This window comes from Pseudomonas sp. NY15354 (assembly GCF_048068075.1).
In the GTDB taxonomy this organism is placed as follows: domain Bacteria; phylum Pseudomonadota; class Gammaproteobacteria; order Pseudomonadales; family Pseudomonadaceae; genus Aquipseudomonas; species Aquipseudomonas guariconensis_C.
Map to the genome: position 1 here is coordinate 1 of NZ_JBLUPV010000031.1, position 24,052 is coordinate 24,052.

Here is a 24,052-nt window from a genome sequence, read left to right on the forward strand (position 1 = left end):
TTGACCGCTTCGATCTTGAATTCTTCGGGGTAACGCTGACGACTCATGGCACCTCCTATTTGGGCCTCATTATGAGGCTTGGAGGTGTCTACGAAACCAGGGGCGATTCACGTTGCTGAGGATATCTCACGCCAGATTACATCAATTGCAGAGGTATCTGACCAAAACGCTGACATTGCTAAACAGTCCTCAAGCACAGGCAAAGAATTAGAGGGTACAGCGCATGCTCTACATGTACTAGTTGAACGCTTTAAGGGATAGATCACGTCAATGAAAACCTTCATTACATCAAATGAGTCTACATCCCAGGAGCTCTCTTTGGGGGATCTATCTCATGCCATTTTCGAAGCGGCTGTAGATGCGATGATCGTTATCGATACGGCCGGTATAATTTGTGCCCTTAATCCAGCGGCAGAAACAATTTTTGGATTCCTCCGCACAGAGCTTATCGGAAGGAATGTCTCGACCCTCATGCCGGATCCGGACTCTAGTAGACACGATGACTACCTGCGCGCCTATACCAAAACCGGTGAAAAGAAGATTATCGGCAAAGGGCGAGAGGTTGTAGGCAAACGAAAGGATGGTAGCTTATTTCCAATGCACTTGAGCATTGGTGAACTAAGTGTTGGCGAGCAGAAGCTATATGTTGGGATTTGTCATGATATAACTGTTCGTAAAGAAATGATTGAAAAAATAACATACATGGCAACTCATGATAGTCTGACGGGATGTGTAAATCGAAATAATCTTCATGAAAGGTTGCGGGATCTCATACTTTTTTGTCAGGGTGGTGAGTGGCAGTTAGTCATACTTTTTATTGATCTGGATGGATTTAAACAAATTAATGATCATTATGATCATGATGTTGGTGATCGTTTGCTTAGCGATCTGGCGCAGAGACTTCAAAAGAATCTGAGTAAGAGTGACCTGTTGGCGCGGATGGGGGGTGATGAGTTTCTCATAGCCTCGATTCAGCCACGTGAGCGTAATGCGCCTCGTAGGTTAGGTCAGCGCCTGCTAGACTGCCTTTCAACACCTTTTAATATTAAAGGTATTGAGATTAGAGTTCGCGCAAGTATCGGTATTAGCCTATCCCCAGGGCATAGCCAAAACAGCGATCAACTGATTAATGATGCGGACATAGCTATGTATCAGGCTAAGGCAGAAGGTGGGAATTGTATACGTTTCTTCCGTCTTGATCTACGCGATAAGATGGAAAGTACTTTCCGGACTGTCGGCCGTCTACGAAAAGCAATTGAGCTAAATCAATTTGAACTGCACTATCAGCTACAGTTCGAGCTGGTGCCACCTTATCGGCCTTCTGGTCTCGAAGCCTTGATTAGGTGGAATGATGGTTGTCATGGGACAATATCGCCAGCCAATTTTATTCCGCTGGCCGAGGAGTATGGACTAATGCCGGCGATCAGCCGCCTCGTACTTGAGCGTGCATGTAGCGATAACAAGGAGCTGATCTCTGAAGGTTTACTTGATGTGCCGGTGGCAGTCAATATTTGTAGTAATTCATTCTTGCAGAGTGACTTTATTGGGCAGGTGAGCGCTACCCTTAGGCGCGTCGGGCTCCCTCCTAGTCGCTTGGAGATAGAGATAACTGAAAGCATTGCAATTCACGATATATCTCTTGCGATTAAGACTATATTGGCATTGCATGATCTTGGCGTCGAGGTTTCCATGGATGATTTTGGTACTGGTTATTCTTCTCCTGGAATACTTAAAAGGCTGCCAATAGATCGTTTGAAGATTGATAGAACATTTATTGGTGAACTGCCGCACAATGAATTTGATCGTGCAATTGTTCAGGCCACGCTCATAGTGGCCAAGAGCATTGGTATGCAAGTGGTGGCTGAAGGAATTGAGAATGCAGAGCAGCTAGATTTTTTGCAGAAAAATGGTTGCACCTATGGCCAAGGTTATTGGTATGCAGAACCCTTGCCGCTACCCAAGTTAAAAAACTTGCTGGTTATAAAGAGGGAGAATTACTGCGAAAATTCATCATTTGCGTAATCATGTACGAATGGGCTATGTCGTTGCGGTTTTTGTCCTGAGGTTTCGTGTTGTGCGAAAATTTTGAAAGCGCGCTTGTATATACATGGCTGTACGACTCCGATGTTTTTGATTATGCTTTATAATTCGAAGCGGTGGGATGTGTGGAAAAGTTAAGTGGTGTTTTCCTGGTGTTAATGGAGTCTGGTGTCGAAACAACCGGCTCGTCGGATTGGGTCGATATTTTTAATGCGCTAAGCGCAAATGATAGATGCTTTTGCAGTCCTGCGAATCGTAATGATATGGCTGTTTTTACCTCGACCCAAAACCATATTTTCATGCCATTTTCTCAAGCAGTAGTACCTGAGATCTGGAAGATCATTGCTATTTGGCTGGCGGCAAATGCTCAACGATCACTACGATTAAAAATCGGAGAGGCCGAATTTGAGGCGAGCTCCTTGGTTGAAATTATAGATCTACTTAATAGGGCGTTATTAATATATAATTTAAATTATGAATTCAACGATAATTGATTTTGGTTGAGGGTTACTAGGGCATATAGAAGAAAGTGAGTGGTAATGAGCCATCTTTAAATTTCATGAGTACATAAATAATAGATGCCTATAGTTTCTCCAAAAGCCGGATCGACAAGTCCGCTCTAGCAGGCAAGCATTGTAAGATTGTCGAGCATCGTTGCAGTTGTCCTTTCATCGATATTTCCATCAATGGTCAAACTCTCGTCAAAATGTCATATCCGCAGGCGGGAAAAAAGGCCACCCGAAGGTGGCCATATGCTATGCCGCGATCAGCTGTCTAGCTAGCGCCATTTCAACCGAGTCTCCGTCCTGGTTCAGGGAGTCGAGCCCTGATTCCGGTACATCACCCGAAGTGCTCTGCGCCACTGCGATCTTCTTGGCCATCAGCTGCAGGCAGGTGATCTGCGAGCTGCCGGCGTAGCCGAAGAAAATCACGCGCACCGGGTGCTTCTGTCCGATCCTCCATGACCGCCGCGCTGCCTGCTGCAGGGTGTACACGTTGTACCCCGTCTGCAGGAACGCGATGGTCGGGAAGTCCAGCAGATCCAGCCCGGTCTTAACCAGCTCCGGGTTGGTGAGTAGCACATCGACGCCGCGGTCGACCTGGTCGAGAATCCAATCCTCTCGCCGCGCCGTTTCAACCGTGGCCCGCAGTACCGCCACGCGCAGGCCCGCCTGCTCGAGGACCTTCTTCAATCGGGACGTGGTATCTCGCGTCCCGCTGTAGACGGTGTAGGCGAGGACCTTGCGGCCTTTCGCTTTCTCCTCGAGGCACAGGTTCAGCAGCGCCTGCTCCTTGGGCATCAGCTCATCGTCGCCGAAAAGCGCCGGCACAAAGGCCAGCGTGTCGCGGGTACGGGGATGTTTGACCATCTCCGGTCGGAAGCAGCAGTCTGGCCAGGCCAGGAGCACATTGAGCACGACCCCAAGCAAGGTAGTGTCGCGACGCGCCAAGGCTTGCCGGAGTGCCGTGGTCAATGTTCCAGCCAGGCGCTGGTAGGCCGAGTCCTGCTCCGGCGCCATGGGCACGTCGACGAACTCCTCCTGATAGCTGGGCAGCACATTGCCGCCGATATCCTTGAGCTTCAGGAACACGGTGAACGGCAGCACGAACCGGTGAATGCCTTTAGGGCCGAAGCCTGGGGCTTTCACGGTACGGACGGAGAGCTTCTTGCCCTTGGCGGTCTTGTGCGAATCGCCATCGCGCTCGGTGTAGATGTCCTTGAGCACGCCGTGATCGCGCATGAACGACATGGCTGCAGGAGCCATGCTACCACGTGCGTTTGGTCGATAGCCGTCCTCGATCATGCGCCTGGTGAGGATGCGGAACAGGAGGTAGAACAGGTCGTCGGCGTAGCCACCCATCAAGGTCCCGGTCAGGAGCAAGGTTTTGCGCGCCTTCGCGGCCAACACCCCCATGGCCTGGCCCTGGGCCGAACCACTGTTCTTGTAAGCTCTCTTTTCCGGTACAGAGCTTGACCAGATGAAACACCAAACAGAGGCTCACATAGCCAATGACACCTCCCCAGAGTGCCTCAGGCAGGGAGGTGAACACACCGAACGAGTTGAGGATCAGGCCGAACCAGAGGCCAGGTATTACCAGCACGTCCGGCAGCAAATGATGTTCGCTGTCGATCAAGCTCATCGATGCGGGCCTGTTGCTCCTCTGGTGTCAGCTTGGGGCTCGAAGCTGGTGCCGGTTGCGGGGACGGCGCTCCGCCAGGGGGCTGGCTGCCCTGTGGCGAGGTTGTGATCTGGCCACCCCCCGCGGCTTTTGCCGGTGGGGACAGCGTTGAGCCGCCGTTGCCCGCTGGTGCCGTGGTGGGATGAGAAGGATCAGTGGCCGGCAGTTCAATCACAGGCGTGGAGCGGCGAAGCTGGTCCTGTTGCTGAGTGATTTCCAGCAGAATGTCTTCATAGGTGCACCGTCGAATTTCACGACGCACTTCACTGCGAGAGTCATTGGCCACCTCCAGCACTCAGGACATTCCCGGCCTGGATGGCGACGATCTCAGGGCTGTTACCGGGATACTGGGTGGCCAAGGACGCTCATCTTGCACCTCCATGGGCAATGGCTGGGTGTGGGTTGCGTCCAACCCCACGGTGGAGGAGGGCATGGCGACCCTGTTCAAAACCTGCCTGCAGGGACCCACGATCATGGCCCTTGGCCTCGGTAGGTTCGATGTCGAAGCGCTTGAGGTCAGGGTGGTGCAGAGTCAGGTAGGCCGTGATGTCGGCCTGAGTTTCAGGATCCAGCTCCCCTGCAAACTGGCGAACCTTGTGTGCCACTGCACCAATCCACCCTTCAGCGAACAGCTGGCCGCGACGGCGCTTGGTCTTGAGTTGGCAGCGTTTCTGTTGTGAAACATGCTCACGACGGGCTTTTTGCAGTTGTAGGGCGAGGCTGCTGTAGGCGTAGGAGGCCAGCTCTGGACCAATACCTTTGCCCAGGAACTTGAAGCAGTACCCCATCGATGGGTGGTAGTAGGAGAGGTGGCTGCAGTCGAAAGCAGCTGCACAGGTGGCGGCAAGTGAATGCAGCCAGTCAGCTGGAGAGCGACGGGTGCCGGTGCGAATGCTGGACTCAGCGACCTGGCCCGCTCGAAGCTCCTCCGACTCGATGTTGTACTGCGCCATGAGCGTGCGGGCTTGGCGCAGCGCGATGCTGGCCTCGTTGCTGTTCGCACCTGGGTTGTTGGCCAAGGCCAGCAGCTTGGTGACTTTTTCGAGGACCTTCTGTTTGTCCATGCTCATGCTTGGCCCTCCTGCCTATTCGCTGCAGGCACCAGGGCCTCTTGCCAGAGGCGCAGTGTCTCGCGCTCGTCAGCAGTCAGGGTGGTCATGGCAACAGCTTCGGCCACTTTCTCCTGCACGAGTCGCAGGCGTTCCTCAACCGACGAACCGTCGTCGTAGGCGAGATGACTGGGTGTCGAAGATGATCAAGTCGTAATCATCTTCAAACGCTGTGATCAGGTTCGCCAAGCGCAGTCTGCCATCGGGCGCCTGCAGTATGAGGTTGTTGAGTTGGTTGTTCGCATCGTTCGAAACGATGACGTCGAGGTTGGGGATGGTGGTTCGGGAGATGATCTGGTCGCGATTAGTGTTGTTGAACGCGAGCAGCTCGAAGATACCGCCCTCGGCAGTGTGCTCCAGAGGGAAGTACGAGGAGGCGGATGGCTGGACGGGGTCCAGATCGATTAGGAGGGTGCGCAGGCCTGCGTCAGCGGTGAAGGCTCCGAGGTTAGTCGAGCCGGTGGTCTTGCCAGTACCACCTTTGGTGGAGATCTTCCCGACGCGTTTTGCTTTGGTTGGTTGGGTCATTTCCAGGCCTCTAATGTGAAGGTCATTAGAGGCTGCGTAGGTAGGCAGAGCTTGTACTGAGATTCCTTCTCTAGTCGGATTCTGACCGTCGGAGCCAATTGTCTTTTAACCAATTGGTCGTAGGTTCGAATCCTACACGACCCACCATCTTCATGAAAAAGCCCGCCTATCAAGGCGGGCTTTTTCATTTCTGCTGCCACCAGAGGCAGCCCAAAAAGCCTGACAATTCTCGGTTTCAGGTATGCCCCGGCGCCCGGTGGTGGTTCGATCGAAGTCTCCTATACTCACCTCCAATCGCTCTGACCCCCTGCGCCGAGGGCCTGCTGGATGAATGTGATCGACTACTTTGATCGCGCACGAATCATCAATATTCCTTCCCGAAATGATCGCCGTATGGAAACCGTGCAAGAGTTTTCCCGTCACGGTTTCAACATCGATTTTGAAAAAATAGGCTTTTTCGACGCAGTTACACCCGGTGAGAGTGCGGGTTTTCCCAGTGCCGGGGCGAGAGGGTGCTTCCTGAGTCACTTGGGGATACTGGAAGATGCCATCCACTCAAAGCTGAACAACATCCTGATCCTGGAGGACGATATCCAGTTCTCCAGGCGCATTGCCCAGTACGGCAAGCAGGCAATCGAGTCTCTGCAGGGGATGGAGTGGGACATCGTCTATTTCGGGCATCCCTTCGAGGGCGACGCCAATGTGCCGGGTTGGCAGGCAGTCGATCGCCCCATCCATCTCTCCCACTTCTATGCAGTGAACGGCAAGTGCATCGAGCGGCTGAGAGACTTTTTATTCCAGATCCTGGAACGGCCCCCGGGGCACCCTGACGGTGGGCCGATGCACTACGACGCCGCCCTCAATACGCTGATCCACACGCATAAGGACCTGCGGGCGTTCTATTTCACCTGGAACCTCGGCTATCAACGTCCCTCGCGCACTGACCTGCATGAGCTGTCGGTCCTGGACAGAAGCCGGCTCCTGCGTCCGGTGATGAACAATCTGCGCAAGCTCAAGGCAACGTTGCTCAGAAGAACGCGTTAGTCGGCTCGCGAAACGCGCTCGGTTTCATTTGTTCAGGCGCCGGGCATCGAAGGCGTCGATGGCCTGGTAGGTGGTATAGGTCGCCTGGGCGGCCATCAGGCCGGCAAGCCCGAAAGTGCGGGTCAGGCCGAATTGTCCGAAACCTTCTGGTACGGGCAGCCTGCGTGCAATGGCGTCGGCGAGTACTTCGCCGGCGACCGTGGTCGGTGCCATGCCGTGACCGCCGAAGCCGACCGCGTGCCAGATGCCGTTGTCATCCTGGCCGATCTGGGCCATCTGGTGGCGCCCATAGCTCATCAGGCCCCCCCAGGAATACTCGATCTCTACATCCTCGAGCTGAGGGTAGACCGTGACCAAATCTGCCTTGAGCAGCTTGGCGATGGCCTCGGGTCCGCGATCGAGAATAGAGATGCGCCCACCCCACAGGATGCGGGTGTCCTGCAGGGGGCGGTAGTAATCGAATGCGAAGCGGGTGTCATAGACAGCCGATTCGCAGGCAATGGCGTCCTTCAGTCGTCCGCCCAGGGGCTTGGTGGCGACGACGTAGGTGGCAATCGGCAGTACCGCGCGTTCGATGGGGCGATAGACGCCTCGTGCGTAGCCACCGCCTGAGAACACCACTTCTTCGGCGTGCACTTCGCCGCCTTGGGTCCGCACAACGTATTTGCCTGAGCGCTTTTCAATGTCGAGCACGGGGGAGTGTTCGAACAGGCGCGCGCCGAGGTCGGTGATGGTGCGTGCCACACCGCACACATACTTCAGAGGGTGGAAGTGGAACGCGTTGCGCTCCAGCAGCCCGCCGTAATAGCGGTCGGTGTTGAGCATTTCCTTGAGCTTGCCGGCAGAAATGCATTCCCACTCCACTCCATAGGCCTGCTTCATCAATTGGCGCGGTTTTTCCAAGCGGGCCGGGTCGTTGAACCAGTTGGCGAGGATCACGCCTTTGTCGACGAGGTCGCAGTCGATGGCGTATTGGCGGGCGCGGGTGCGGATCAGGTCGACCGCGTTGACGGTCAGCTGATACAACCGGCGTGCTTCGGTGGCGCCCAAGGTCGACAGCAGGTCCGCGTTGCCCAGGCTGTAGCCACCGAATACAAAGCCCCCGTTACGCCCTGAGGCGCCATGCCCTACTTGCTGCGACTCCAGCACCACCACGTCAGTGACGCCGCGTTCGGCAAGCCCCAAGGCGGTCGAAAGGCCGGCAAGGCCGCCGCCAAGAATGCACACCCGGGTATCGGTGCGGCCCGAATGGACGGGGTACGAAGCCCGTTTGACGGAAGCTTCGTAGAAGGATTTGCTGAAATCGGTGCTCATCGGTGGTCCTACACGGTAGTGGGCATTCGCTCAGGGCGGGACGACGCCGGGCAGGTGCTCGGCGCCTTGGCGGTTCAGGCTGAGGCTTGTTGGCCGAGCGCAACGCCATCCAGGTTGCTCTGGGCCTTTCGTTCGTCTTGCATGCGTCTGGTCTCGATCACGCTGAAGTCCATTTCTCGGTAGCGGACGATGCGCGATCGGGTGATCAGCTTGTGGCCGTACCACATCACCACGAACAGCACCAAGCCGATGTAGGTGGCTGCCGCGCCTATCCAGTCAATGCTGTCGCCGATGAAGGCCTGGTAGTTCTGGCCCAGCATGACGATCATGCACAGGGCGAAGGCAAAGAAAGGCCCGAACGGGAAGAACTTCGAAACGTACGGCAGCTTGTCGAGACTGTTGCCTTGCAGCTTGTACCCGCGGCGGAAGCGATAGTGGCTGATGGCGATGCCCAGCCAGGCGATGAACCCCAGCATCCCGGAGGTATTCAACAGCCACAGGTAGAGCTTGCCGGGGCTGAACAGGAAGCTCAGCAGGCACAGCCCTGCGACCACGGTGGTGGCGAGCAGTGCCCAGACCGGTGTGCCCGAGCGGGTGAGTTTGGCGAACAGGGCCGGTGCCTTGCGCTCGACAGCCAGGCTATAGAGCATGCGCGACGAGGCGTACATCCCCGAGTTGCCGGCCGACAGTACGGACGTGAGGATGACGGCGTTCATGAGGGCGGCTGCGGCCAGCATGTCGGCTTTCTCGAAAATCAGCGTGAAGGGGCTGATGGTGATGTCGGACAGCCCGTCCTTGAGTAGGCGCGGATCGGTATAGGGGATCAGCAGGCCGATCACCACGATGGTGCAGACATAGAACAACAGGATGCGCCAGAAGATCTGGCGGACGGCCTTGGGTATGTTGCGCCCCGGGTTTTCAGTTTCCCCGGCCGCAATGCCGACGAACTCGGTCCCCTGGAACGAGAAGCCGACGATCATGGCCACGCCGATGAGTGCAGGCAGGCCGCCGGCGATCGGGCCATCGCCGATCTGCCACAGGTGTGCACCGCCCTCCTGGCCGCCGTCGAGGATGCCCAGCAGCATCAGGACACCGGTGATGATGAAGGCGACGATGGTGACGACCTTGATCAGGGCGAACCAGAATTCCGTTTCGCCGAAAAAGCGCACGGAGGCGACGTTCAGGGCGAAGAGCAGGCTCAGGAACAGGGCGCTCCAGATCACCCCGGGCGTGTCGGGGAACCAATAGGACATGATGATCTGTACGGCCACCAGGTCGACCGCAATGGTCACGGCCCAGGAGTACCAGTAGTTCCAGCCCAGGGCAAAGCCGAAGCTTTCGTCCACGTAACGCGAGGCATAGGTCGAGAACGAGCCGCTGACCGGCATGCAGGCAGCCAGCTCGCCCAGGCTGGTCATCAGGAAATAGACCATCAAGCCGATGATCGCGAAGGAGAGCAGTGCGCCGCCGGGACCGGATTGCGCAATGGTGGCGCCTGAGGAAACGAAGAGTCCGGTACCGATGGAGCCGCCTATGGCAATCATGTTCAGGTGGCGGCTGTTCAGGGTTCTCTTCAGGTGGCCGGAGGTGTTGCTGGTGGTAGCCGAACTCGCGTTTTTATTGGAATGGGTCATGGGCAACCTTTTGACCTGCGTTCATTTTGGATTTGTTGTTGTTTTTTCCTGGCGTCGCCTGTGATTCGGGGATGGCCAGGCAGCAAGGCCCAATGCGCGTTGAGCCGGTCGTCAACCGTTCGGCGTCTCCTGTGCAATCGCGGGTTTTTATTGATCGAGATCAGTATCGGTCTGCATATGAGGTTCGAACAAACGACCTTTAGGCAAGACATCATTCTTATTTGGAATGATTGTTTGTTTTTTGACCTGTCATAATGTAGGTCAACGTTTGCCTGCTCCAGTTGGGTAATTACCTTTTACTGCTCTATCTCGGGGATTTATAGGCGTCAAAAAGATTGTTTTCATCGTCACTTTGTATGACTTGTCAGTCACGCCTTGCAAATAGACGGAAAAAAACTCATAAACATGGGGCGCTGCAGGCAGCCCAAAACGCAAAAAGCCGATGCCTGGACGATCCAGGCATCGGCTTTATTTTTGAGGAGGGGAGAAGGGGTCAGGTCTTGTCCGGCTGCACCTTGGCGCTGGTCACGGTCTGCTGCGCCTTGTCGGCCTTGTCCGCAGGCAGGGCATCGAACTCACGCAGCCCATTCTTGCTGTAGGGGTCGCCGATCCAGCGGGGTGCCACGACAAATTGTGGGCTTACCAGGCTCTTGGCGGGCTCGTAACGGTCGTAGCTCAGACCTGCCAGGTCGGACAGCGTGTGGATCAGATGGGAGCTGCTGTAGGCCCGGTCGGTCATGGCCTGCAAGTCGCGTGGGTGTGCGGCCTGCCAGCTTGGCGAGGTCCAGAGCAGGAACGGGATGGTGTACATCGGCCGGGTCGGTGCGCCTTCGTTGCGCCCCAGACGATCATGATCACCGGAGCTGTAGACGTCCTCGCCGTGGTCGGAGAGGTACAGCAAGAAGCCATTGGGCGTGGTGGCCGAATACTGTTTGATCAGGCTCGAGACCACATAGTCGTTATAGCGCACCGCATTGTCATAGAAGTTGTAGGTCTGCACCTGGTCCGGCGTCAGGGCATCAGGCACACCGTGGCTGTCCTTGAAGTGCTCGTAGGCATCCGGATAGCGATAGCGGTAGTCCATGTGCGTGCCGAGCAGGTGGACGATGATGAACTTCTTCTGCGCAGGGTCCTGCAACGCTTTTTCGAAGGGCGCGAGTACCACTTCGTCGTACTGGCTGGCGTTCTGGTTGCGCTGATTGTTCAGGTAGACCGGCACATCCGTCTGCTGGGAGAAAGTCGTCAGCATGGTGTTGCGCTTGGTCATCGTCTGCTGGTTGGTGATCCAGAAGGTCTTGTAACCGGCCTGTTTCATCAGGTTGATCAGCGACGGGTCGGTGAGGAAGCGGTCCGGGTTCTTCTGGTCGCCGAAGGTCAGGATCTGCTGCATCACCTCAATGGTGTACGGGCGTGGGGACACCACGTTGCGGAACACGCTCAGATTCTTGTCGTTGGCTGCCAGGGCGTCGAGTTCTGGCGTGGTGTCCCGGCCATAGCCGTACAGGTGCATGTGTTCACGCGTGGTGGACTCGCCCAGTACCAGCACCAGGGTGCGCGGGGCTTCGCCGCTGCTGTCCTTGAGGTCTTGCAGCGGCGGCAAGGCTGCGTTCTGCTCCAGCAGCTTCTGCATGTTGTCCAGTTGCTGGCGGTATTGCTGGTAGCCGACCACCAGTTGCCAAGGCACGGCCGGCTCCATGCGTTGTTGAACCTTTTCCACGGCCTCGGTGAATGTGCGTTGCTGGGTCACCAGCTGCTTGTAGAAGGGGAAGACCAGGTTGGCCGCCAGCAGCAGGATGACCAAGGGGATCCGGCTGCGCAGCGAGAGGGTGACCGGTCGGACACGCTTGTAAAGGGCCACCGCGACCAGGGTGTACAGCACCAGGCCCAGGCACAGCCAGAGGCTGAAGTACTGGCTGAAATACTCGCCGGCCTCGGCGGTATTGGACTCGAACATCACGAAGATGACGCTCTGGGAAAACTCTTGGCGGTAGATACCGAAGTAGCTCAGGCCCACCAACGAAGCAGCCCACAGCACCAGGCCGATCAGTGCGCTGATGAGGCGGGTGTGGCGGGGTAGCAGCAGGACTGGGGCAAGCCACAAGGTGCTGAGGAACAACGCATCACGGAAACCGGAAAAACCGGTCGTGCCGCTGAACATGAGCAGCGCCTGGGTGACGCCTGAGAAGTACCAGAAGAACAGCAGGAGCCAGCCCAGCCCGGCCCAGTCCATGCCTTTGCGAATCGTTGGGGATGTAGTGCTTGCCACGTGTGCCTCGTTGAACCTCGATGGCAGCCAAGGGGCCGGCTGCCGGAAAGGCTGCGACGCTAGCGGAACGGGCGTGAAAATAACGTCAACGAATATCCATGGAGGAACAAAGGGTATTGAATAGGCGTATTTTTTCGCCGGGTATTAACGGGTCGAAGTCGCTCCCGTCAATAAGTAAATTCCTATATATTCCCCGCCAATTAAACACGCTGTTTTCGCTGTCCTGTTGGCTCGAGCGAAGTACCGCGAGCGAGAGGATTTACTCGGGCATGAAACCGATCAAGCTTTTCTGGAGTCGCGGCAGTGGGCGCGACGATGCCGGCAAACAGAACTTTGGTGATTATCTTTCCGCCTTGACCGTGGAGTTGGTCTCGGGACGCAAGGTGGTGCACAGCCCGGTCAAAGACGCCGAAATGATCGCCATCGGCAGTATTCTGGCCCGGGAAAAAAAGGCCAAGACCTGGGGGTTTCGCCGCAAACTGCACGTCTGGGGCACCGGGTCCAGCACCCCGGGCGATGTGTTTTCCGGCCACCATCACTATCACGCGGTCCGTGGCCGCAAGTGCCTGGAGCAGATCAAGAGCCTGAAGGGGCAGCCGGTACTGGGCGATCCGGGCCTGTTGGCCTCTTCATTGGTCAGGAAGCCGGCCTTGAAGACCATCCGGGTTGGGATCATCCCGCACATCAATCACCGCAATTCGCCTGAAATCGCCAACCTGCTGTCGCTGATCCCGGGTTCGCGGGTGATCGATGTGTTCTCTCCCGTCACGCAGGTGCTCGAGGAGATCGCTTCGTGCGAGTTCGTCTTGTCGACGAGCCTGCATGGCCTGATCGTCGCGGACTCCTATGGCGTCCCGAACCAATGGCTGTGCATGAAGCGGTACCCGCAGTGGGAGTTCAAGTTTCAGGACTACTACTCCAGTTTCGGGATCGTCGACCCCGTGCCGGTTACCCCGGAGCAGATTCACCTGGACAAGGCCTGGTCCATCGAGCGCAGCACTGAGGGCTATTCCCGCCCGGGCCTTGAAAGCCTGCAGGAAGGCCTCGTCAAGGCGTTTCCGTCTCTCTGAGGGGCCTGCCTGTCGCGGCGACGAGGGGCTGATGCTATTCAGCCCACTCCGGATCCCCTGTGAACACCACCGTGAGCCAGCGGTCCGGGCCTTCGCCGCCGATGGCGTTGCCGATCTCGTCGCGCAAGGCGTCCCACTCGGCGATGGTTCTGGCGGCCATGGTGGCCGGGACGATGAAGTAGAGTTCGATTTCCCGCGAGCGCCCGACCTTGGCGACGTAGGCCCGATACGATTGCAGGCCGTGTTGGGCGACGAAGGTCTGGGCGACATCATCCACATGCTGCTTCAGGTCGCTCGGGGTCACCAGGAACATCTCCGAGAGTGCCTGGCGTACCACTGACATCGGCAACGGAATGATGACCAGACAGACCAGCGCCAGCACCGCCGGGTCGATGTACGGCGAGATCCAGGCCCACTGGGTGCCTTGCACCAAATAGCCGACGCAGAAGGCGACCAGCAGCGCTGCCGTGATGCTGGCTGACATCACCCAGCCTTTGACGTCCATGCGCACGAAGTCCGAACCGATCTTGCGATTGGCACGGGCCTCGGCGATGGCGATGGCCAGGCAGGCGCTGACGGTGACCACGGCGTACACCAGCGCCACGCCGAACTCCAGGTCCCGCCCGCCCTCGAGCAGGCTGCTGGCGGCGTTGATCAGGGCGTAGAGCGCAACGCCGGTCAGCAGGATGCCGTTGAGCGCCAAAACCATGGGTTCGAGGTGCCAGAACCCCATGGTGAAGCGTTCGCGCAGCTTGCGTGACATGCGCTCTGCGCGGGCGTGGGAGGTGATCAGCTTGACCACCACCAGGGACAGTCCGCTCATGCTGGCGTCGACCAGCGAGTAGACGCCATCGAAGACGATCGAGAACGAGCCTGACGCCAGGCCGAAGGCGATCCCGATCACGGCGATGAACAGGGTGACCGCGATGGACAGGCGCAGCACGCCTTGTTCGCTGGTCAGGTCGAAAAACGGTTTTCCCATCGTGGGGCTCCATCAAGGCTGCCCAAGGGCAGCCATCCTTTAGTGTCGTCCCCGGTAGTGGGGCCTCAGACCTTGAACTGTTCCATCAAGGCCTGTTGCTGATTGGCCAAGCGGTTCAGTGCCTGGCTGATGCGCGCCGATTCGTCGGCCTGACCGGATAGCGACTCGGTCACGTCGCGGATGCCGGCCACGTTGCGGTTGACCTCTTCGGCCACGGCGCTCTGTTCTTCGGCGGCCGAGGCGATCTGCAGGTTCATGTCGCTGATCACCGCCACCGCCTCGCCGATCCGCTGCAAGGCGGGCAAGGCCTGCTCCATGCGCGTGGCGCTGTCCTGGGCCTGGCGCTGGCCCTCATGCATCGCGCCCACCACATCGTGGGTGCCTTGTTGCAGCCCCTCGATCACTTGGCGGATCTCCTGCACCGAGACCTGGGTGCGCTGGGCGAGGCTGCGCACTTCGTCGGCGACCACCGCGAAGCCGCGCCCGGCTTCGCCCGCGCGCGCGGCCTCGATGGCGGCGTTGAGCGCCAGCAGGTTGGTCTGTTCAGCAATCGAGCGAATCACCTCGAGCACCGAGCCGATTTGTTCGCTACGCCCGGCCAGCGCCCTGGCCTGGCTCATGGAGGTGTCCATGTCGCTCACCAACTGGTCGATAGCCTGGCGGGTGACGGCCACCAGCTCCAGCCCTTCGTGGGTGGCCTGGTCGGCGCCGCGAGCGGCCTGGGCCGCCTGGGAGGCATTGCGGGCGACGTCCTGGGCGGTGGCGCTCATTTCGTTGGCGGCGGTGGCCACCTGTTCGATTTCCCGTTGCTGCTGCTGCATGCCACCGCTGGTCTGGCTGGCGATGGCGGCGGACTGGTCGGCGGTGCCGCGGGCGTCCTGCAGCGAGCCTTTGACTTGGGCGATCACCGGCTGGAGCTTGTCGAGGAAGCGGTTGAACCAGCCGCTCAGTTGGCCCAGCTCATCTTCGCGGGTGTAGTCCAGACGTCGGGTCAGGTCGCCTTCGCCGCTGGCGATGTCACGCAGGCGCTCGGCCACGGCAAGGATCGGCCGGGTCACGCCGCGGGCTGTCAGCCATACCAGCAGCAGGCCCAGCACGGCGGCGACCAGGCCAACCAGCAGGCTGGTGAGGTTGGCGGTCTGGTTGTGTGCGTCCAGGCGCTGGTTGAGGGCAACCGCTGGCGCCTGCAGAACCGCCTCCGGCAACTCCAGCAGCACCTGCCAGGACTCAGCCTGCGGAATCGGCGCAAAGGGACGCGAGATGCGCATCATCCCATGCTCCAGACGCTCCACGGCCTTGCCAGCGCGTATCGGCCCGGCCAGTTCGCCGGCTTGATCGCCAAAGGCTTGTTCCAGTGTCTTGCTCAGTTGGGCGCTGTCCTGGCTGTGCCCGGCCAGCAGCCCGGCAGGGCTGACGATGCTGACCTGGCCTTGGCCGTCGAACAGTTCCTGGCGTCCGGCCAGGCTCAGTTGCTGCAGGTTGTCCAGGCCGATGTCCAGGCCGACGACACCGATCACCTTGCCGTTTTCCAGCAAGGGCAGGGCAATGCTGGTCATCAGGACCTGGCGACCGCTGACCTCGTCGAAGTAAGGGTCGAGCACGCAGGCTTTGGCGGTCTCCAGAGGGCAGGTCAGCCAGCGGTTGTAGGGGGAGCCGTTGGCGGCGGTGCTGGTGTCGGCCAGCATGGACTCGGGCATGACCTCGGATTCGAGGGTGCCGGGGCTCGGCTGTGACCAATAGAAAGAGTAGCGACCGATGTCGTTGCTACCGCTGGCGTCCTGGCCGACGAAGCGGGCGTCCTGCTGGTCCAGGGCGTTGGGCTGGAACACCAGGTACAGGCCGATCAGGTCCGGGTTGCCGGCCAGCGCCTGACGGGCCTGTTTGACCAGGTCGGCGCGCAGGTCGTCACCGCCGCGCGCTCTAAGCGCCTGCACCAGGCGGGCGAAGCCGTTGCCGTACTGATAGGCGTCCATGAAATAGCGCTGCACGCGCAAAGCCTGGCTTTCGGCGTGGGCTTGCAGGCGCAGGCGCGCGCTCTGGTCGAGCAGTTCGGTGTTGGCCTGGAAGACTTGCACCGCGCTGCGCTTGGCCTGGAATAGCGAGGTGGCCACTAGCAACACGACGATGGTCAACAGGCACAGGCCGGCAAGGAGGGTGATCTTCCACTGGATGGAGAGGCGGCGCAGGAACATGGGAGCTTTCCTTCTCATCAAGGACAACGCCCGCGATCAAGCGCGGGCGTCGTCGACAGGCAGTCTCATTCGGCAATGTAGGTCGGCGGCGCGACCCTGAACGCCTTGGTCAACCACGCAAGGTATAGCAGGCCGCATGCAGCCCAGACGCCGCCGAACAGCAGCGAGTCCACGTTCAGGTTCAGCCAGAGCATGGCGATGATGCAGAAGCCAATGGTCGGCAGTACCAGGTATTTCACCTTGTTCGCCAGCCCCTTGTTCAGCCCTTCGCGCAGGTAGCAGTGGCTGATCACCGAGAGGTTGACGAAGCTGAAGGCCACCAACGCACCGAAGTTGATGATCGAGGTGGCCGTCACCAGATCGAAGAAGATCGCCGACAGGGAAATCAGGCCGACCACGGCGATATTCAGCACCGGGGTCTTGTAGCGTGGGTGCAGGCGGGCGAACAGGCCTTGGGGAATGACCTTGTCGCGGCCCATCACGTACAGCAGGCGCGAGACGCTGGTCTGCGATGCCAGGCCCGAGGCGATGGTGTTGATCACGGTGCAGACGATGAAGATCGACTGGAACAGCATGCCGCCGACGTACAGGGCGATTTCCGGCAGGGCCGCTTCCTGGTCGTGGAAGCGTTCCATGGTCGGGAAGAATGCCTGGATGAAGAACGACATCAGGATGAACATCAGGCCGCCGATCAGCGCCACCAGGAAGATCGCACGAGGGATGACCTTCTCGGGGTGACGGGTCTCCTCCGACAGGGTGGAGACCGCGTCGAAGCCCAGGAACGAGAAGCACAGGATGGTCGCGCCCGCGACCAGGGCGTTGAGGTGAGTCTGATCGTCGGCGAACGGACGCAGGGTCCAGGCGGTACCCATCCCTTCACCTTGGCTCAGGCCGCGCACGCAGAGGTAGGCGAACACCGTCATGATCACGATCTGCACGCCGACGAACAGGGTGTTGAAGCTCGCCACCAGGTTGATGCTGCGCATGTTGATCAGGCTGATCAGGGCGACGAAGCCCACGACCCATATCCACTCCGGAACTTCCGGGAACATCGCCGAGAGGTACAGCTTGGCCAGCAGGGCGTTGATCATCGGCAGCAGCAGATAGTCCAACAGCGACGCCCAACCCACCAGAAAGCCCACGTGCTTGTTGATGGCGCGCTGGGTGTAGGTGTAGGCCGAGCCCGATTGTGGGAATCGACGCACCAGCGTGCCATAGCTCAACGCGGTGAACAGGATGCCGGCCAGCGCCAGGATGTAGGCGCTGGGTACATGACCAGCAGTGATCCCGGAGACGATGCCGAAGGTATCGAACACAGTCATCGGCGTCAGGTAGGCCAGGCCGATGACAACCACATGCCAGAGGCGCAGGGACTTTCTCAGTTGGGCGGTGCCGTGAGTGCTGTGGTCAGGCTGCATGCGGGCGGCGCTCCTGGGGCTGAGACGCGGGCACGGTGTGCGACAGGCACGGCAGGGGTGAGCGGGTGGGCTCCATGTTGTTCACCTTTTTTGTCGGAGCGGATATGGGCGCGAGGGGCGCCTGTGTCTGGCTGGCAGGGCTTAAAACGTCGAAGGCGGCGCGTGGGGGCAAGGGCGGACTGAGGTCATGATGGCGGCGCTGTTCTTCTTCGTTTGTGAGGCGCTGGGCGGGTGGGAAAAATAAAAAACGAAGGGCGGGATGGTGTCAAGTGAAACGTGACAAGATGTAACTTTGATGAAGGTTTATCGACGGTTTATTCGGACGAGTGGTCGTTTTTTGGAATGTTGTCGTCGTTATGTCGATTATTGTGTTCGTAAAAGTTTACATTGCAGCGGTGCAAAGATCGCCCGCTCGGGCGTCCTTTCGCAGGCGGTGATAATCTTGGCGTCCCGCGTGGCGCTGCGTGCCGCGTATCAGCCTCCTATGGACAGCAATCGGTCTTATTCATGAAGAAATCAGTAGGCATTCTCTGCGGTCTGGCCGTCGCCATCGCCGTCGTCACCACTGGCGGCGCCTGGTATACCGGCAAGCAATTGCCCGCAGAGTTGGAGCGTTCCGTTGCCAATGGCAACGAGCAGCTGAAGAAAGCTATCGCCGGTACCGGGGGCAGCATGACCCTCGAGTTGGTCTCGCTGGATCAGCACTTCTTCACCAGTACCGCGCACTACCGGATCAAGGCCAAGGACCTCTGGCTCGGTGAGGGCGAGCCGCTGAGCTTCGATCTGGGTGTGACCGACCGGATCGAGCACGGGCCGTTCCCCTGGTCGCGGGTCAAGGCACTGAACCTGGCGCCGGTCTTGGCCACCAGCAATAGCCAACTGGACAAAGACGACGCCACGGCGTCCTGGTACGCCGCTGCAGGCGAGCAATCCCCGATTTCCGGCCAGGTCAGCTTGGGCTACGACGGCAGCGTCTCCAGCGACATCCGCCTGGCGCCGGTCAAGTTCAGCGAAGATGACGGCAGCAGCCTGGAATTTTCCGGCATGCGTGTGTTGCTGCGCGGTGACCGTGAGGGCAAGTCGGTGAGGGTCGACGGCAAGGCCGAGCGTCTGGCGTTGAACCTGGTGGATGGCGAGCAGCCTCCGGTCAACGTGCTGCTCAACGGCTTCAAGGTCGCCGGCGACCTGAAGGGCACAGGCCATGACATGATCTATGTCGGCAATCTCGACATGACCTTGGCTGAAACCCAGGTGACCCTGGGTGACAAGCAGGATGTGCTGCTGTTCAAGGGGCTGGAGCAGAACAACCGTTATGACGCCGAAGGCGAAGACAAGCTGTCCGGCCGCCTGGAATACAAAGTCGCCGATATCACCTACGCCGGTCGCGCGGTGGGCAGCGGGCGGATGGTCTGGAGCATGAAGTCCATCGACATCCCGGCGATGCAAGGGTTGATCGCCTGGTACCAGACCCACATGCCACAAGCGCAGCAGGCCGCAGCCCAAGGTGAAGCGCTGCCATCGTTCGAGATGACGCCTGAAGAGCGGGTGAAGGTTCAGGCGGACTTGCAGAAGATGCTTGCAGCCAAGCCCCAGCTTGCGCTGGAGGAGTTGTCATTCAAGACGGCCAATGGCGAGAGTCGTTTCAGCCTGGCGGTGGACTTGGCCAATCCGCCCTCGTTCGATCTGACACCGACCCAAGTGGGCGAGCAGATGGTCAGCCGCCTGCAAAGCAAGCTGTCCGTCTCCAAGCCGATGCTTGGGGACCTGGCGACCCTGCAGGCGTTGCTTGAAGGTCAGACCGATGCCCAGGCCATCGCGATGCAGTCGCGTCAGGCGGGCGAAATGGTCGGCATGATGGCGTTGCAGAGCGGCATGGGCACCGTGCAGGGCGACGATGTGGTCTCCAGCTTGAGTTATGCCGATGGCATCGTCGATTTCAACGGCAGGAAGATGACGCTCGAGGAGTTCGGTGCGTTGGTGGGCGCCCATCTGGCGGCGCTGTCTTCGCAAGGGTGAGGCGCTTTCTCCCAGGCCATTGCCGACGCCCCGTCGGCCTTGGCCTGGGGCGTAAAAAAGGCTTTTGAATTGCCGCGATTGTCTGTAGCCTTCGGCCTCCGATAATAGTCCGTGCCCGCAGATGGGCCGCGGTGGCCGCCCGGCCATCCGGCACCCTTTAGCCGATCTGCCAGGGCCGGGTGATACACTCGACTGACGCGCACATGCGCCCGCAGGTTCAGCGATCATGACCCAGATTTCCGAACGCCTGTTGGTTCAAGCCCATCTTGATGCCAAGCAGCCCAACCCGCTGACGCCCGAGCAGGAGGCCGATTACCGTGCGGCCATCGCTGCCGAGCTCAAGGCCCAGAACGCCGTGCTGGTGGCCCATTACTATTGCGACCCGGTGATCCAGGCGCTGGCCGAGGAGACGGGTGGCTGTGTGTCCGATTCCCTGGAAATGGCTCGCTTCGGCAAGAACCATCCCGCCAGTACCGTGGTGGTGGCAGGCGTGCGTTTCATGGGCGAGACCGCCAAGATCCTCACCCCCGAAAAACGTGTGCTGATGCCGACGCTGGAAGCGACCTGCTCCCTTGACCTGGGTTGCCCGGTCGAGGAGTTCTCGGCCTTCTGCGACCAGCACCCTGAGCGCACCGTGGTGGTCTATGCCAATACCTCGGCGGCGGTGAAGGCGCGGGCAGACTGGGTCGTGACCTCCAGCTGCGCGCTGGAAATCGTCGAGAGCCTGATGGACAACGGCGAGACCATCATCTGGGGCCCGGACCAGCACTTGGGACGCTACATCCAGAAGCAGACGGGCGCAGACATGCTGCTGTGGGATGGCGCCTGCATCGTCCACGAAGAATTCAAGTCGCGTCAGTTGGCCGACATGAAGGCGTTGTATCCGGATGCGGCGATCCTGGTCCATCCGGAGTCGCCGGAGGCGGTCATCGAACTGGCCGACGCGGTGGGCTCCACCAGTCAATTGATCAAGGCAGCCCAGACGCTGCCGAACAAGACGTTCATCGTCGCCACCGACCGCGGCATCTTCTACAAGATGCAGCAGCTGTGCCCGGACAAAGAGTTCGTCGAAGCGCCGACCGCAGGTAACGGTGCGGCCTGCCGTAGCTGTGCCCACTGCCCGTGGATGGCCATGAACACCCTCGAGCGCACCCTCGATTGCCTGCGCAAGGGCAGCAACGAGATCTTCGTGGATCCTGCGCTGGTGCCCAAGGCGATGAAGCCGCTCAATCGCATGCTCGATTTCACCCAGGCAGCACGCTTGAAGCTTTCCGGTAACGCCTGACCTGCGTGGCTGAGGGGCGCAAACGCCCCTCAGGCCTTAGGCTCTGCCTCTAGCGCCCCATCATCTCCTTGACCATCCGCTGCTGCTCCATGATCTCGCGCTGGCGCTGATCGATTTGCGAGGCCAGCGGGAAGTTGCTGCCTGCGCGGCGCTTGGCGTAATCCAGTTGCTGGATGGCCTGGTCGAAGTCGCCGACCAAGGTGAAGTACTCGGCACGTGCCCGGTGCAGGCCAATAGTGTTGCCAGACAGTCCGCGCACCTCGGCGACGTCGTACCACACGTCCGGATCGTCCGGTCGGCGTTTGATCAGATCATCCAATACCTTTTCCGCCTCGGCGGGGCGATTCTGCTTGATCAGAAGGTCGGCCCGTATCTGTTGCAGCGGGTAGCTGCTCGGGTACAGCGCGCGCAGGCGCTCGGCCCGCTGTTGGGCGTCGGCCAGGCGGTTGTTGGTGATGTCCAGGTCGATCTGCGCCAAGTTGTAGGTGATGTCATTGGGCGCCTTGGCCAGCAGCGGTTGCAGGTTGGCCCGCGCTTCGTTGAGCTGGCCGCCCTTGATCTGGGCGATGGCCAGGCCATAGCGCGCGGCATCGAGGGTCGGGTCTTCGTCGAGCTGGGCGCGGAAGCGCTTGGCCGCCAGGCCTGGCGTGCCTTCGTAGATCAGCGCGACGCGGGCGCGGATCAACTGATAGCGCGCGCTGTCCTCGACCCCGCCTTTGGGCGCTTGTTCGGCGCGGTTGCGGGTGTCGGCGATACGCGATTCGGTGACCGGGTGGGTGAGCAGGAATTCCGGGGGCTTGGCGTCATAGCGATACTGGCGGGCCAGGCGCTCGAACATGCTGGGCATGTTGCGTGGGTCGTAACCGGCTTTTTCCAGGTTGAGAATGCCGATGCGGTCGGCTTCCTGCTCGTTCTGTCGGGAGAAGCGCCGCTGTTCCTGGATCGCTGCGGCCTGGGTGCCGGCGATCACGCCGATGCCGGCATCGCCACCGCCACCGGCCGCCAGCACGATACCGGCCAGCAGCGCGGCCATCATGGGCAGTTGCATGCGCTGCTGGGCCTCGACGCCACGGGCGAAGTGGCGCTGGGACAAGTGCGCCAGTTCGTGGGCCAGGACCGAGGCGTACTCGCCTTCGGTCTGGGCGTTGAGGAACAGGCCGCCGTTGACCCCGACGATCCCGCCAGGGGCGGCAAAGGCGTTGAGCTCACGGCTGTCGATGAGGATGAATTCCAGGCGCCGGTCCTGCAACTGACTGGTTTCGGCCAGCTTGTAGACGCTGGTCTCGACGTAGTCCTTGAGTTGCGGATCGTTCAACTGGTTGACCTGGCCGCGCAGCAGGCTCAGCCAGGCACGGCCCAGTTGGTGCTCCTGCTGCGGCGAGACGATCGCGGAACTGGCGTCGCCCAGTGACGGCAGGTCGTCGGCATGACCGGGAAGGGCCATCAGGCAGGCCAGCGTCAACAGGGTGGGGCGCAGTAGATTCATGCATGAAGCTCGCATCGATCAAAGAGCCTTACTGTAGCTGGCTCACACGTTGGCGACCAGTGGCGTTATCCTAGCGAACTTGTCTGCAATGCTGATGCCCTGCCAGGAGATGCCCGGATGATCGACACCCCCACCTGCGATGCCGAACTCGATGCCAGTGGGCTCAATTGCCCCTTGCCCTTGCTCAAGGCAAAGATGGAACTCAATCGGCTGGCCAGCGGCGCGGTACTCAAGGTGATCGCCACCGATGCCGGTTCCCAACGCGACTTCCGCACTTTTGCCCAGCTCGCCGGTCATACGCTGCTTCGTGAAACCGCCGAGGCCGGCGTCTACACCTACTGGTTGCGCAAGGCCTGAGTCTTATTCCAAGGATCGTCAATGTTCAAAGTGCTTCGCGACTGGATGCAGCGCTACTTTTCCGACGAGGAGGCGGTGGTGCTGGCGGTCTTGCTGTTCCTGGCTTTCACCGCGGTGCTGACCTTGGGTGGCATGCTCGCGCCGGTGCTGGCGGGCATGGTCCTGGCCTTTCTCATGCAGGGCCTGGTCAATGCCCTGGAGCGCCTGCGCGTTCCCTCACGGCTGGCGGTGTGGCTGGTGTTCGCGCTGTTCATGGGGGCGCTGGCGGTGTTCCTGCTGGTGCTGGTGCCACTGCTTTGGCACCAGTTGATCACGTTGTTCAACGAGCTGCCGGGCATGCTGGGCAAATGGCAGTCGCTGCTGCTGTTGCTGCCGGAACGTTATCCGCACCTGGTCTCCGACGAGCAGGTACTGCGCGCCATCGAGTCGGTGCGTGGTGAGATCGGCAAGTTCGGCCAGTGGGCGCTGACGTTCTCCTTGTCGAGCCTGCCGCTGCTGGTCAACGCCATGATCTACCTGGTGTTGGTGCCGATCCTGGTGTTCTTCTTCCTCAAGGATCGCGAGCTGATCGCCCGTTGGGTCGGTGGCTACCTGCCACGCCAGCGCTCCCTGCTCAATCGTGTGGGCGATGAGATGAATCGACAGATCGCCAACTACATCCGCGGCAAGGGTATCGAGATTCTGATCTGCGGCATCGCCACCTACATCGCCTTCATCAGCCTGGGACTCAACTATGCGGCGTTGCTGGCCTTGCTGGTGGGGCTGTCGGTGGTGGTGCCTTATGTAGGGGCGGTGGTGGTGACCGTGCCGGTGACCTTGATTGCGTTGTTCCAGTGGGGCTGGGGCGACCAGTTCATCTACCTGATGGCGGTGTACGCGATCATCCAGGCGCTCGACGGCAACGTGCTGGTGCCGCTGCTGTTCTCCGAGGCGGTCAGCCTGCACCCGGTGGCGATCATTTGCGCGGTGCTGCTGTTTGGCGGGTTGTGGGGCTTCTGGGGGATCTTCTTCGCGATCCCGCTGGCGACCCTGTTCAAGGCCGTGCTCGATGCGTGGCCAAGGCAAGAGCCTTCAGTGGCGCCAATGCTTTAAGCGCTGGCTTCTTCGCGGGTAAGCCCGCGAAGAAGCCA

General features: G+C 59.7%; 15 protein-coding genes and 5 pseudogenes. 8 read left to right on the forward strand and 12 right to left on the reverse strand.

Features of this window, described 5'->3' with window-relative positions; genetic code table 11:
* Positions 1-270 precede the first annotated feature (270 nt).
* Both ACNFCH_RS21690 and ACNFCH_RS21695 read left to right on the forward strand, forming a co-directional pair.
* On the forward strand, positions 271-2,022 hold the full coding sequence (locus tag ACNFCH_RS21690; RefSeq protein ID WP_416743721.1) for a putative bifunctional diguanylate cyclase/phosphodiesterase: 1,752 nt from the start codon (positions 271-273) through the stop codon (positions 2,020-2,022).
* A gap of 143 nt (positions 2,023-2,165) precedes the next feature.
* A complete protein-coding gene (locus ACNFCH_RS21695; RefSeq protein WP_155418818.1) occupies positions 2,166-2,534 on the forward strand; it encodes a hypothetical protein in 369 nt (122 codons plus the stop codon).
* Between the two features lie 261 nt (positions 2,535-2,795).
* Here ACNFCH_RS21695 and ACNFCH_RS21700 read toward each other — a convergent pair.
* The 4 genes and pseudogenes from ACNFCH_RS21700 to ACNFCH_RS21715 all read right to left on the reverse strand — a co-directional run.
* Positions 2,796-4,007: pseudogene (locus ACNFCH_RS21700) on the reverse strand (helicase-related protein); the annotation flags it as partial.
* Positions 4,008-4,029: 22 nt separating this feature from the next.
* Positions 4,030-4,182: pseudogene (locus ACNFCH_RS21705) on the reverse strand (prepilin peptidase); the annotation flags it as partial.
* Between the two features lie 404 nt (positions 4,183-4,586).
* A complete protein-coding gene (locus ACNFCH_RS21710; RefSeq protein WP_337160405.1) occupies positions 4,587-5,291 on the reverse strand; it encodes a DUF2786 domain-containing protein in 705 nt (234 codons plus the stop codon).
* A 159-nt stretch (positions 5,292-5,450) separates the two neighbouring features.
* Positions 5,451-5,858 (reverse strand): annotated as a pseudogene (locus ACNFCH_RS21715) (ParA family protein); the annotation flags it as partial.
* Between the two features lie 327 nt (positions 5,859-6,185).
* Here ACNFCH_RS21715 and ACNFCH_RS21720 point away from each other — a divergent pair.
* Positions 6,186-6,902 (forward strand): glycosyltransferase family 25 protein, encoded by a 717-nt coding sequence (locus ACNFCH_RS21720; RefSeq protein WP_337160288.1) that lies wholly within the window; start codon positions 6,186-6,188, stop codon positions 6,900-6,902.
* A gap of 24 nt (positions 6,903-6,926) precedes the next feature.
* On the opposite strand, the gene ACNFCH_RS21725 is transcribed toward ACNFCH_RS21720, so the two are convergent.
* The 3 genes from ACNFCH_RS21725 to ACNFCH_RS21735 all read right to left on the reverse strand — a co-directional run bounded on the left by ACNFCH_RS21725 (position 6,927) and on the right by ACNFCH_RS21735 (position 12,116).
* Positions 6,927-8,216, reverse strand: a complete 1,290-nt coding sequence (locus ACNFCH_RS21725; RefSeq protein ID WP_337160289.1) for an FAD-binding oxidoreductase — start codon at positions 8,214-8,216, stop codon at positions 6,927-6,929.
* Positions 8,217-8,290: 74 nt separating this feature from the next.
* A complete protein-coding gene (locus tag ACNFCH_RS21730) occupies positions 8,291-9,850 on the reverse strand; it encodes an amino acid permease (RefSeq protein WP_416743724.1) in 1,560 nt (519 codons plus the stop codon).
* 493 nt (positions 9,851-10,343) lie between these two features.
* On the reverse strand, positions 10,344-12,116 hold the full coding sequence (locus ACNFCH_RS21735; RefSeq protein ID WP_416743726.1) for a phosphoethanolamine transferase CptA: 1,773 nt from the start codon (positions 12,114-12,116) through the stop codon (positions 10,344-10,346).
* Positions 12,117-12,385: 269 nt separating this feature from the next.
* Here ACNFCH_RS21735 and ACNFCH_RS21740 point away from each other — a divergent pair, with 269 nt between their 5' ends.
* Positions 12,386-13,186 (forward strand): polysaccharide pyruvyl transferase family protein, encoded by an 801-nt coding sequence (locus ACNFCH_RS21740; RefSeq protein ID WP_337160292.1) that lies wholly within the window; start codon positions 12,386-12,388, stop codon positions 13,184-13,186.
* A 34-nt stretch (positions 13,187-13,220) separates the two neighbouring features.
* Here ACNFCH_RS21740 and ACNFCH_RS21745 read toward each other — a convergent pair whose 3' ends face one another.
* The 4 genes and pseudogenes from ACNFCH_RS21745 to ACNFCH_RS21760 all read right to left on the reverse strand — a co-directional run bounded on the left by ACNFCH_RS21745 (position 13,221) and on the right by ACNFCH_RS21760 (position 17,778).
* Positions 13,221-14,168 (reverse strand): cation diffusion facilitator family transporter, encoded by a 948-nt coding sequence (locus ACNFCH_RS21745; RefSeq protein ID WP_196162700.1) that lies wholly within the window; start codon positions 14,166-14,168, stop codon positions 13,221-13,223.
* Between the two features lie 65 nt (positions 14,169-14,233).
* Positions 14,234-14,749: pseudogene (locus ACNFCH_RS21750) on the reverse strand (methyl-accepting chemotaxis protein); the annotation flags it as partial.
* A gap of 390 nt (positions 14,750-15,139) precedes the next feature.
* Positions 15,140-16,378: pseudogene (locus ACNFCH_RS21755) on the reverse strand (chemotaxis protein); the annotation flags it as partial.
* A 47-nt stretch (positions 16,379-16,425) separates the two neighbouring features.
* Positions 16,426-17,778, reverse strand: a complete 1,353-nt coding sequence (locus ACNFCH_RS21760; RefSeq protein ID WP_337160294.1) for an APC family permease — start codon at positions 17,776-17,778, stop codon at positions 16,426-16,428.
* A 507-nt stretch (positions 17,779-18,285) separates the two neighbouring features.
* Between ACNFCH_RS21760 and ACNFCH_RS21765 the strand changes: the two genes are divergently transcribed.
* Together ACNFCH_RS21765 and nadA are read left to right on the forward strand one after the other, a co-directional pair.
* Entirely contained in the window at positions 18,286-19,794 is a 1,509-nt protein-coding gene (locus ACNFCH_RS21765) for a YdgA family protein (RefSeq protein ID WP_337160295.1), read from the forward strand.
* A 226-nt stretch (positions 19,795-20,020) separates the two neighbouring features.
* A complete protein-coding gene (nadA, locus tag ACNFCH_RS21770; protein WP_337160296.1) occupies positions 20,021-21,079 on the forward strand; it encodes a quinolinate synthase NadA in 1,059 nt (352 codons plus the stop codon).
* A gap of 49 nt (positions 21,080-21,128) precedes the next feature.
* Here the strand turns inward: nadA and ACNFCH_RS21775 are convergent, their stop codons facing one another.
* Entirely contained in the window at positions 21,129-22,565 is a 1,437-nt protein-coding gene (locus tag ACNFCH_RS21775) for a M48 family metalloprotease (RefSeq protein ID WP_043213125.1), read from the reverse strand.
* Between the two features lie 117 nt (positions 22,566-22,682).
* On the opposite strand from ACNFCH_RS21775, the gene ACNFCH_RS21780 reads away from it, so the two are divergent.
* Together ACNFCH_RS21780 and ACNFCH_RS21785 are read left to right on the forward strand one after the other, a co-directional pair.
* Positions 22,683-22,922: a sulfurtransferase TusA family protein gene (locus ACNFCH_RS21780; protein ID WP_043213126.1), complete on the forward strand. Its 240-nt coding sequence runs from the start codon at positions 22,683-22,685 to the stop codon at positions 22,920-22,922.
* Positions 22,923-22,943: 21 nt separating this feature from the next.
* On the forward strand, positions 22,944-24,014 hold the full coding sequence (locus ACNFCH_RS21785; protein ID WP_070094607.1) for an AI-2E family transporter: 1,071 nt from the start codon (positions 22,944-22,946) through the stop codon (positions 24,012-24,014).
* Positions 24,015-24,052: the final 38 nt, after the last annotated feature.